General features: G+C 49.8%; 8 protein-coding genes. 4 read left to right on the top strand and 4 right to left on the bottom strand.

The window, feature by feature from the left end; genetic code table 11:
- Nucleotides 1–107: 107 nt before the first annotated feature.
- Nucleotides 108–695: a cupin domain-containing protein gene (locus NSQ46_RS11925; RefSeq protein WP_007128611.1), complete on the bottom strand. Its 588-nt coding sequence runs from the start codon at nucleotides 693–695 to the stop codon at nucleotides 108–110.
- 214 nt (nucleotides 696–909) lie between these two features.
- Between NSQ46_RS11925 and NSQ46_RS11930 the strand changes: the two genes are divergently transcribed.
- The 4 genes from NSQ46_RS11930 to NSQ46_RS11945 all read left to right on the top strand — a co-directional run bounded on the left by NSQ46_RS11930 (nucleotide 910) and on the right by NSQ46_RS11945 (nucleotide 7022).
- On the top strand, nucleotides 910–3603 hold the full coding sequence (locus tag NSQ46_RS11930; protein ID WP_341033039.1) for a CHASE3 domain-containing protein: 2694 nt from the start codon (nucleotides 910–912) through the stop codon (nucleotides 3601–3603).
- Between the two features lie 246 nt (nucleotides 3604–3849).
- Nucleotides 3850–4737 (top strand): transcription antiterminator, encoded by an 888-nt coding sequence (locus tag NSQ46_RS11935; protein ID WP_007128609.1) that lies wholly within the window; start codon nucleotides 3850–3852, stop codon nucleotides 4735–4737.
- A complete protein-coding gene (locus NSQ46_RS11940; protein ID WP_007128608.1) occupies nucleotides 4737–5234 on the top strand; it encodes a PTS glucose transporter subunit IIA in 498 nt (165 codons plus the stop codon). The genes NSQ46_RS11935 and NSQ46_RS11940 overlap by 1 nt, the downstream gene beginning before the upstream one ends.
- A 330-nt stretch (nucleotides 5235–5564) precedes the next feature.
- Nucleotides 5565–7022: a PTS transporter subunit EIIC gene (locus tag NSQ46_RS11945; protein ID WP_007128607.1), complete on the top strand. Its 1458-nt coding sequence runs from the start codon at nucleotides 5565–5567 to the stop codon at nucleotides 7020–7022.
- Between the two features lie 222 nt (nucleotides 7023–7244).
- On the opposite strand, the gene NSQ46_RS11950 is transcribed toward NSQ46_RS11945, so the two are convergent.
- Genes NSQ46_RS11950 through NSQ46_RS11960 form a run of 3 tightly spaced genes read right to left on the bottom strand, consistent with a single transcriptional unit; the run spans nucleotide 7245 to nucleotide 10781 of the window.
- Nucleotides 7245–8357 carry a Ger(x)C family spore germination protein gene (locus NSQ46_RS11950; RefSeq protein WP_342576793.1) on the bottom strand — a complete coding sequence of 371 codons (1113 nt, stop codon included), beginning with the start codon at nucleotides 8355–8357 and terminating at the stop codon, nucleotides 7245–7247.
- Nucleotide 8358: 1 nt separating this feature from the next.
- Nucleotides 8359–9405 (bottom strand): GerAB/ArcD/ProY family transporter, encoded by a 1047-nt coding sequence (locus tag NSQ46_RS11955; RefSeq protein ID WP_341342125.1) that lies wholly within the window; start codon nucleotides 9403–9405, stop codon nucleotides 8359–8361.
- Nucleotides 9333–10781 carry a spore germination protein gene (locus tag NSQ46_RS11960; protein ID WP_342576794.1) on the bottom strand — a complete coding sequence of 483 codons (1449 nt, stop codon included), beginning with the start codon at nucleotides 10779–10781 and terminating at the stop codon, nucleotides 9333–9335. The genes NSQ46_RS11955 and NSQ46_RS11960 overlap by 73 nt, the downstream gene beginning before the upstream one ends.
- Between the last annotated feature and the right edge of the window lie 144 nt (nucleotides 10782–10925).

A 10925-nucleotide genomic window follows, 5' to 3' on the forward strand; every position in this document is an offset into this window, starting at 1 on the left:
CCGGCGGTCAGCATCAGCTTGATCCTGCTGTGACGCCCATGGTCTAGATTTTCCTTACATAATACGAATACTTTTCATGAAAAGAACCACAAACAGCCGATGAACGGCTATTTGTGGTTCTTCTTGTTGGATCTCGGGATGAAGAGTGCGGGGGGCGCCGGCGCTGATGAGGCTTGCGACTCCCGGACTTCAGGCGGGCTCATAAGCGGGACCGGTGATGGCAGCGGGTGTTCCTTGACGGGATGCTTCTCGGCGGACAACCCGTCGTGTGAAGACAAGCTCCATATCCTTGCCGCTTCCACCTGATGCGGGTTGCTCGTCCGGTAAACAAGCAGAAGAATGGTACCTGAAGCAAAGCCCGTAATCCAGTGAAGCCATCCGATCGGAGCGTGAGCCACTTGTCCGGACGTCAACAAATATGAACGCTCCTGCATTCTGTCCGGATCGTGGAGATGGTAGCTGATTTCTCCTTGAATCACGTAGCATAGCTCATCGGTATCCGGATGCCAGTGGGGAGGAAGGCCGCCGCCGCGATCCAGATGAATTTCGGACATGGCCATTCCCCGCAGCAGCGGAAGCTGCGCCGAAGATACGTCCGCACGCCCCCTTCCCGAAGGGCTTTCGGCAATACGTCTCGGATGGTAAACATGCCTGGTTGGAATCATGTCGCTTTCAGGCGAATGATGGTTGGTCACACGAATAAGCCTCCTTATGCGCAACAGCCGAAAGAGCGGCTGGAACACGGCCAGCATGGTTTACAGTGGCTGCGAACGATCTAAATCTGACTGCCTACGACTAAAGTAACATTGCCGTTTTCCAAGCAGGTTTTGCCTTGTAAACCATTTTCATAACAATTACTATGATGATAGGGACAGACTTATTCTGATGAAGATGGGGGAGATTGGCTGTTTGTCGAACAACCTGAAAATCAACATACGCATCAAGATCGTTTTAGGATACTTGCTGATCTTACTGTGTCTGGGAGCCTTTTTATGGATCGTCTCGGATCGCATCTCCTCCTTGCAGCAAGAAGCGGATTTTATCGAGCAGCATGACATCGAGGTCCACAATCTAACGCATGAGATCGAGAAGAATATGCTGGAGATGGAAACCGGCCAGCGGGGGTATGTCATTACAGGGGACGAGGATTATCTCGAACCGTTCAATAATGCGTTAACCGCATGGCAGATCAACTACAATAAGCTGTACCAGCTAATTAGCGACAATGCCGAGCAGGCGAATCATCTCGAGAATATCAAGGAAAACATCAAGGAATGGATACAAGTAGCAGGCCAACCGGCCGTTCAATTGAAGCAGCTTGGGCACGATGAGGAAGCCCTCCACTTCTTCATCAATGATCCCGGACAGCAAGCGATGGATTCGATCCATGACATGTTCTTATCCTTCCGTAAAACGGAGCGTGAGCTGACCGCCGCCCGCATCGATGACATGAGACATAGCAATACCAATCTGCTGTATACGATGTATGCATTATGGGCAGGGGCTGCTTTCATTACGATCGGGGCCGCCTGGTTCGTCTCCAAGAGCATTGTAAGGCCAATTTTGCAGGTGACGCATATGATTTCGGATATCGTCAAGGGAGGCAGTCTCGCGCAGCGAGTTCAAGTTCATTCCCATGATGAGGTTCGCAAGCTGGCGGATACGACCAATGAGCTGCTGGCGTTGGTCAGCAGGCAAAATTGGGCGAAGGACCATGTCAACGTCATGTCCACACTGCTGCAATCTGCGGATAAGGTGGAGACGGCCTCCCGTTTTTATATTCATAAGCTGGCTTCTATTCTAAATCTGCCGTATGGTGCGGTATTTATCGTTCGCAAAGGTCCGGAGCTGGTCAAGGCAGCCGCATTCGCTGATCCTGACGGTGAACCGTGGGATAAGGTGCGAGACCGCTTCCTCCCTGGCGAAGGCTTGGTAGGGCAGTGCATGCTGGAGAAGCGGATGATCATCCTCGATGATATTCCTCCAAACTATGTGCGGATCGAATCCGGGCTTGGCGATGCGGAGCCCTCCACGCTGCTCCTGGCTCCCGTTCTCTTCGAGGATAAGGTGCTCGGCGTGATTGAGCTGGCCATGTTCCGGCCGCTTGATGCGCTGGAGATGCAGCTGCTGGAGCAGTTAACCCATCAGCTGGGCATCTCGCTGAACTCGATTCGCAGCAAAATGGAAATCCAGCAGCTGTACCATGAATCGCAGACATTGAATGAGGAGCTGCAGAGCCAGACCGAAGAGCTGCAGACCCAAACGGAAGAACTGCAAACCCATACGGTTGAAATGCAGCTGCTAAACGAGAAGCTCGCAACCCAGAAGGAAGCGGCGCTCATTGCCGCGCAAGAGCTGGAGAATTACGCCAAGGAGCTCGAGCAGAGCTCGAAATATAAATCGCAATTTTTGGCGAATATGTCGCATGAGCTTCGAACACCGCTGAACAGCATGCTCATCCTCTTGCAGATTTTATCCGAGAACAAAAACGGAAACTTAACGGAAGAAGAGCAGCACTATGCTTCAGTCATTCATAACTCAGGCAGTGAATTATTGAACTTGATCAATGATATCCTCGATCTATCTAAGGTTGAGGCAGGCAAGATGCAGATTGATATGGATTTGGTCAATCTCACGGAGCTTCCAGAGCAAATGAGGGGATATTTCGCCAAAAGCGCGGAGTCGAAAAATTTGGACTTCGTGATCGAAATGGACGACGACTTACCGGATATCATCTACAGCGACGGGCTGAGACTGCATCAAATTCTTCGTAATCTGTTGTCCAATGCAATCAAGTTTACCGAGAGCGGCCGTGTACGACTGCACGTGTCGAAGATGAACTCCATCGTGACTTCCGATTTCATGATCACCGGAGAAGCGATTGCCTTCTCGGTGGAGGATACGGGAATCGGTATTGCCTCGAATCAGCTTCATTCGATCTTTGAGGCGTTTCACCAAGGGGAAGAGATGACGGCGCGCAAATTCGGAGGGACGGGTCTCGGACTCTCGATTTCCCTTCACCTGGCCAAGCTGCTGGGCGGTTATATCACCGTCGAGAGCGAGGAGGGCAAGGGGAGCACATTTATTTTATACCTTCCGCTCGTAACGGATTCCGAGACGGTCGAAAGCCTCTTTATTATGCCTGAGGCTGCTGCAGCCCGGAGTGAGGAGATTCTGCAGGACTATCAGACGACCGGAGTTAAGGAGCCGGAATGTCTAAAGGAACTAGAGCACAAAACCGTGCTGATCGTGGATGACGATATCCGCAATGTGTACGGATTGACCAATGCGCTTGAGAATCTTCACATGACCGTATACACGGCTCAGAACGGATATGAATGTCTGGAGCTTCTGGAAAAGCATCCGGAGATCGATTTCGTTCTGCTCGATATCGTCATGCCGGAGATGGACGGAGTGGAGGCATTGAAACGAATTCGAAGCAATCCCGATTGGGCGGACCTGCCGATCATTATTATGACCGCAAGGGCGATGGACCGGGATCAGTATCTGGGATACGGGGCGAACGGTTATATTATGAAGCCGGTACGTATGGAGAAGGTCGTTGCCGCAATCAAAGAATTAACCGGGGACCAAGGAGCCTGAAGGCGCCGGGCTCTAATCGTGTCCGGGGCCTTCAGAAAACATGTGCGTTCTTGTCGCATGTTGACGAATGCATTGCGCTTGATTTATGATGGAGTCATAACTAGACGGTAGACGGCGTGTTACCTTAACAGGGCATGAGCCAAGAAGAGACATCCTTCGGGGACGTCTTTTCTTGGCTTATTTAATATGCTGCCCATGCATCCTTTCGAGGCTCTTTTGTTAAACTTTAAGGAAAGGGGGAAGTCTATGAGCGGGCTCGAATCGTTTACGGTTATTCGCGTCATCGGTAACAATGTCGTCATGGCAACCGGCGGCAAGAAAGAATCCGAATATGTGATCCTTGGCAAAGGAATCGGTTTCGGGATCAAAGCTGGAGCGGAAATTTCTGCAAGCGATTCCCGGATCGAGAAGCTTTTTAAGCTGGAAGACCGCGAGCAATGGAGCCAGGCCCATCATTTGCTCGAGGAATTTGATCCGTTGGTGATGGACATTACCGATCAGATTCTGAATATGATTGTGCAGGAATTCCCGGGTACTTTAAACGACAAGGTCTACTTGGCTTTGCCAAGCCATATCCAATTTACCGTCTATCGGATCCGAAAAGGGATGGATATCATCAACCCTTTCCTCGAAGAGACCCGAATCAGCTTCCCTAAGGAATACGAAATTGCTGTCAAAGCGGCAGAGCTTATCGGACAGGCCTTTCATATCACCGTACCGGAGGATGAGATTGGTTTCTTGACCTATCACGTTTATTCGGCGGTCAGCCATGTGCCTGTAGGCCATCTCGTGAAGGCTTCCAATGTGGTGGGTGCACTTGTGAAGCAAATCGAGACAAAGCGACGGATCCGATTCGACCGGGGAAGCATGGATTACGTGCGGCTGCTTATGCACCTTCGCTTTTCGGTCGACCGTATATTGAATCAGGATGTAAATGTCGATAACCCGTTTGCGGAGCAGATCCGCGCAAAATTTGCGGATGAATATGAATTGGCCAAAGAGCTTGCTGCCATGATGGAGCGGGAGCTTGGCAAGGAAGTGCCGGAAGCGGAGGTCTGCTTTTTGGCCATGCATCTTTATCGCCTGTTTACGGGCCGATTGCAGCAGAAGAATCAACTCAAGGAGGAATCATAATGTTTGGTTGGAAGAAGAAGAAGACCGCTACTGCTATTCAGGTGAAAGCTCCATTATCCGGAAAGGCCGTTCCGTTGTCGGAGGTGCCGGATGAGGCGTTTGCAGCTGGACATATGGGTAAGGGCATTGCAATCGAGCCATCGGAGGGGCGTTTGATCGCTCCATTTGACGGAACGGTGGCGCATGTCATTAAAACGAAGCATGCGGTAATGCTGGAAGATCCAGCAACCGGCTTGCAGTATCTCTTTCATATCGGCATTAACACCGTCGGTTTGAAGGGAGAGGGCTATACCAGCCATGTGAATGTCGGGGATTCGGTGAAAGCCGGCCAAACGCTGATTGAATTCGATATCGAGGCCATCAAGGCGGCGGGTTATCCAACCGTGACTCCGATCATTGTTACGAATGCTGATGAATTGTCGGCTTCCGTGGAAGGACATACAGGAAATGTGACTGCAGGCACGGATCCCGTACTCAGCATCACCCTTAATTCCTAAAAAGAATATTTTTGTTATTGACAATATGGGAAGCCTGAATTAAGATTACAACATCAAATGAATACGTTTTAAGGCGTGTTACCATGGACATGGGCATGAGCCAAGAAGATGTGGACGATATTGTATATTCGTCAATCTTCTTGGCTTTTTTTGTCGGAATTGAATTTCATGCTGCCTTAAAATGATGAATACATGAGGCTTGCGAGGAGGAGGATTTACCCGAAGTTTTTTCTTTCCAGGATGGAAGGGAAAAAATAATTGTTCATTCGACGCATTATGTAAACGTTTTCAGAACAATGCTAAATTATTGAAGTTGAAAGGATGATTGACATGCTGGCTAAATTGCAAAAGCTGGGTAAGTCTCTTATGCTGCCTGTGGCCACATTGCCTGCAGCAGGGATTTTGCAGGGGCTTGGATTGATCGACTATCAAAAAGATATACCTTTGGGGGCTCTTGGAGCTTTTCTGAATCAATATGTAACTCCGTTCATGACTTCCGGGGCCCTTGCGATTTTGGATAATCTGCCGATTATCTTTGCGATCGGGGTTGCGATCGGATTCGCCGGGGACGCTGTTGCGGCTCTTTCCGCCCTTATCGGGTACATGGTGCTAACGAGAGTGCTGGAAAAAGTTCCGCTGCAAATGCCGTTTATACCGGATGACGTGAAGCTGAATATGGGCGTGCTTGGCGGATTCTTTGTCGGTCTGTGGTCTGCCTACCTGTATGGCAAATTCCACAAGATTAAAATGCCGGACTGGCTAGGCTTCTTTGCAGGTAAACGCTTTGTTCCGATCATCACGGCAGCCTCCACGATGGTGCTTGCGGTGCTGATCGGCATGATTTGGAGCCCAATCCAGGATGCCATTTCCGCCTTCGGCAACTGGGTTGTCGGTCTTGAAGGCATTGGATCGTTCATTTTCGGTACAGCCAACCGCTTGCTGATCCCTCTGGGTCTGCACCACGTATTAAACTCCATCGCCTGGTTCCAGATTGGGGATTACACCAATGCCGCGGGCGAAGTCGTTCACGGCGACCTGTGGCGTTTCTTTGCGGGAGATCCGACGGCCGGGATGTTCATGTCCGGTTTCTTCCCGATCATGATGTTTGCGATGCCTGCTGCGGCACTGGCCTTTATTCATACAGCCAAGCCGTCCAAACGCAAGCTCGTCGGCTCGATCTTTATCGGTTCGGCAGTAGCGTCGTTCCTGACGGGGATCACCGAACCGCTTGAATTTGCGTTCATGTTCGTTGCTCCGGTATTATATGTGGTGCATGCGATTTTGACAGGTCTTTCCGGATTGATCATGTACGTCCTTGATGTCCATCTGGGCTTCTCATTCTCGGCGGGCTTGATCGACTACCTGGTGAATCTGAAGCTGTCTACCAACGCATGGCTGCTCCTGCCGGTAGGCTTGGCTTTCGGCGTGGTATACTATCTGCTGTTCAGAATCCTGATCGTCAAGCTGAACTTGAAAACGCCTGGACGCGAGGATGATGGCGAGGAGACCGAAAGCGCTGAAGGCGCAGGAGGTGCGGTTGCCGGTAATGACAGCCAGGCTGCCAAGGTGCTGGCTAACATCGGCGGCGAGGACAATATCGTTAGCGTCGATGCTTGCATCACCCGGCTTCGTCTTGTGGTTAAAGACGACAAGGCCGTGAACGACTCCGCTTTGAAAACGCTCGGCGCAGCCGGAGTCATGCGACTCGGCCAAGGTGCGGTTCAGGTTGTGTTCGGACCGAAATCGGAACAACTGAAGGATGAGATCAAAAACATGACAGGGAAGTAACTTGATGAATGAAGCACCAAAGAAGCGGGGGGAGTTAACCCGCTTCTTTTTATATATTCAAAGCCCCACGGTATTCACTTCTCTGCGCTCCCACCAAGAGCGAAGACTTTCATTAACATCAATCTTACTTAAACATCAATCTTATGCAGGGATGCCCGATTCATTTCCCGCTTGTCCTCCAAAAGCTCATCTCGGATGTGCTAACCCCATATATGTTAAAACTCACAAATGCTTAAGATTGCCCCGATTTTCGACCACGGTCGTTATGCGCAGCTTGAAATCCAGGTTCGGATAGTATCCTGATCTCCAATCCTGAAGCTGTTCCCGAGTCAAGTGCTTTCTGAAGTATTGTCCCAAGGCCAATATATCGGCTTGTTCTTTTTGCGTTTTCCGAAACATCTTATTCAGCCTGAGGGTGAGGAGCTCTTCGAGTTTTTCTTTGATCTGCGTTTCTGTCGGATGTCCCCTGGAGTCCAGAATGGTAACCTTCAGCCTGAGATGGCTTCGAAGGTAAGGCTTGCCATCCTGAAGCCAGCTATGATGGGATAGCCGGTTGCTGGTGATTTGAACGGTGGCGCTATCCATGACCTCGATTTTGCCGAATGCGCTTTTTCCATAAAAGGCGTTGGCCACAAGCGTTTCATCGGTTCCGATTTGGCCTGTCATCCGTCCATTTTTGATGATGGCAGCGCCCAGGCATTCGATGCTTGTGGATTGGCCGGAACGAATGATCGGAACGATCACATCATGCGTATAGGAATGAATGCTTCGAAACATTTGCCATACGCGCGTGTCGGCCAATTGGGGGTTCCAGCCGGCATTTTTCTCGAAATAATCATAGATGATACTGCCGTTTTGCTCCGATTTCGCTTCCATATCTGAGAAGAATTGATCCAGGGGTTGATCGCTGATGGCTAACAGCGTTTTGGAGGAGATATCCCGGGAGCGGTTAAAGGCGGATATAATATCCTCCATCCCTCTGCGGGCAACGTTTTTATCTGCAATAACGATCTTCAAATGCAGAAGATCCACCTGGGTCTCCATATTCATGCTTATATCATCGATGATGTCATTGATCGTGTCGCCGGTTTCCGAAACGATGTTGACCGAGCTCGTTTCATTCGTTGCCGGAATGTCCAGGAACACCTTATATTGATTCTCTTCAGTTAACGAAATGCCCATGATGACGTGAAGCGACCGATGGTTGATGTCCTTGGTATCCCAGCAGCCGGCAAGCAGGGGGACCGCTCCTACCAGTAATAGAATGAGCTTGATCGCCGTGCGGGGCTTAGCCGGGTTGTCCATATGCGGGTTGTTTATATCCGACTTATTCATATTAAGTAACCTCCGTTGTGCGGCTTGCTTTATGCTTGTGCCGCCATCCGATGATGAACGTGATCAGTGGAACGATCAGAAAAATATACATCCTGAGAGGTATGATCCACCCTTGCAGCTTCTTCAGGAAATCCCAGTTGGGAATAGCCATGGAGATGGCAAACAATCCGGCAGTCAGTACAATCAACAGGTAGAGATTCGGGATAACCGGAATTGCACGCTTCGTAAGCGTCAAGAGAATCCATAGCGTGACTCCCAAGTACAGCATGGCAAACGCCATCAGGCTCAACAGGAAAAAAATCGTGATCCGATCGAACAAGAGCCATGTAATATTCACGGTGTCGATGGTCATGAGCATGGGGAACTCGTACAATTCGGCGGTTGCTTGCCCAAAGGTCAGGAGCGGCAAATATACCGATAACAGGAACATGGGAAGCAGGAGGAGGCAGCCCAGCATCATTTTTTTTAGACTGATATGTATGGACGGAGGTAACAGCCCCAGAAAAAAGAAGCCGCCTGCATACACAAATAAACTGACCAGAAAATCGGGCTTGATTAAGAAATGGAAGGTCTGCTCGCGATCTATGATCGGCAGCAAATAATACCAGTCCACATTTTGAAAGCTGAGGCAGAGAACAAACAAAATGGGGAACGAAAACAGGATAACCAAGAGGACCCCGGTGCGTGCCATGCTGGCCATTCCTTGCCAGGCCATAAGAAAAGCAATGCCGATCAATAGCAGCTGGATCGCCCATAACGGCGTGCTCGATAAAAAGACCAAGGTCAGCATCTCCGAATACGCTCTCAGCGTTATGATGATCGCTATGCCAAAATAAAAGAAGACGGGAATCAACAACAGCCAAGTGAAAAAGGTTCCGGTGCTGCGGAACATATCCACGACGTTCTTCTGGGCAGTCCAGGTGAGCCCCTTCAGATAAACGTAAAGTGCAGCGGTATGGAGCGCATAGCTTATCCCTATTCCGATCCAGTGCCCCATGTCCATGGCTGTAAACAGATCGGACGGATAGAGAAAAAAGATAAGCCCCATATGACAAACGACGTATAAAATGGTTGCCTGATAACCGCTCTTATCCATTTCGGCTCATCCTTCTTATTGAATGCAGGGAACGATAAGTAAGGAATGCCCATGCTTGTTTGTTGACCTAAGTAAGCACATACGACAACGATCCCGGCGAGAAGACCCAGCATGCCGTAGATGGCGGATAGGATAATCAGCACATATTTGAACACGCGTAAAGTCACCGAGTTCTGAAATCCGACAACCGTAGAAGAAGCAATGGTTGTGCCTGCCAGAACGATAATCAGCAGATTGCTGACAAGTTTGGCGGATACGGCGGCCTGACCCAATATGATACCGCCAACCATCGTAATGGTGGGGCCGACGCTTTTGGGAAGACGCACACTGGCTTCCAGAATGAGCTCGAGAACAATGAGGAGCAGGAGTGTCTCGACGAAGGCAGGATAAGGGACATCCTGTCTGCTGTTTGCAATCGATAAGGCCAGCTGAAGTCTTAGAACCTCGGGATTGACGGATACCAGGGCAACATATAATCCGGGAATGATCGTAGCGATCAAGGCGCCAACGATTCTTAAGAACCGGATCAGGTACATGAAGGGGAGGGCATAATTATAATCATCCTTCAAACAGAACATATCCATGACGAGACTAGGCAAAATAATCGCGAAAGGATAACGGTCTAACATGAGTACGATTTTGCCCTGTTGTAGGGAATGGGCCGCATTTTGCGGCAATTCCGTCATGTTGAAGTTGGGGACGAACGACCATGGGTTCACGCCCAGTATGTTCCCGAGCTGCTGAATATGATCAACCTCCTGGTCCTGTCCCGCCTTGATTTTCGCTTGAACGGAATGCAGTAACCGGGGGGCGACCCGATTCTCATGATAAATTAACAATAATGACTTAGGGCAATTCTTCCCGACTTTATAGGTCTCCACTTGCATGGAGCCTCCGGAGCAATGCTTTCGCAAAATGCCGATGTTCGTATTGATATCCTCCTGAAAAGCGCTGCTTGCTCCGTAAAGCGTATTTTCGGTCTCGGGTGAAGTAACGGAACGGGTGACATTTTTGGATATCGGAAGGACGGCGCTGCAAGTCCCGGACTTGGGTTCGAATAGGATCAGATTGCCCTTTATGATTTCAGGTACAATCGCTTCCAGCTTAGGCTCAATAAGCTTGCCCAATATTTTCAGAAGAGCAGCGGGCTGGAGTGAAGCATGGACCAGGTTTGAGGTTTGGGTTTGAAGGGACGCGATGCTCTGGGGCAGATCAACCAAAGAATCCAGACCGATGATCTGAACTTCATATTGCAGCAATCGAATTTCAACATGGAAATAATCGGCGTTTTCTTTAAAATAGGCAGCCAGGCTTTCTTTAAGTTCCATACCGAGATCACTCCCCCCGTCAAAACGATTAATAGATATCATTTCCATTGCAGCCACCAGTTTATGCATAATCCGCGTGTTGATGCACTCTACAGTCTTGGGGTAAGAAGCTGAGGCTGATCCCGAAAGCGAGGGAAAGCGCGA

It is taken from the genome of Paenibacillus sp. FSL M8-0142, assembly GCF_038597315.1.
In the GTDB taxonomy this organism is placed as follows: domain Bacteria; phylum Bacillota; class Bacilli; order Paenibacillales; family Paenibacillaceae; genus Paenibacillus_AQ; species Paenibacillus_AQ lactis.

Excerpts from the sequence above, each read along its gene's own strand:
- NSQ46_RS11935 (WP_007128609.1), top strand. The coding sequence starts at position 3,850 with ATGAGCGGGCTCGAATCGTTTACGGTTATTCGCGTCATCGGTAACAAT.
- NSQ46_RS11955 (WP_341342125.1), bottom strand. The coding sequence starts at position 9,405 with ATGGGGCTTATCTTTTTTCTCTATCCGTCCGATCTGTTTACAGCCATG.
- NSQ46_RS11960 (WP_342576794.1), bottom strand. The coding sequence starts at position 10,781 with ATGGAACTTAAAGAAAGCCTGGCTGCCTATTTTAAAGAAAACGCCGAT.
- NSQ46_RS11950 (WP_342576793.1), bottom strand. The coding sequence starts at position 8,357 with ATGAATAAGTCGGATATAAACAACCCGCATATGGACAACCCGGCTAAG.
- NSQ46_RS11940 (WP_007128608.1), top strand. The coding sequence starts at position 4,737 with ATGTTTGGTTGGAAGAAGAAGAAGACCGCTACTGCTATTCAGGTGAAA.
- NSQ46_RS11945 (WP_007128607.1), top strand. The coding sequence starts at position 5,565 with ATGCTGGCTAAATTGCAAAAGCTGGGTAAGTCTCTTATGCTGCCTGTG.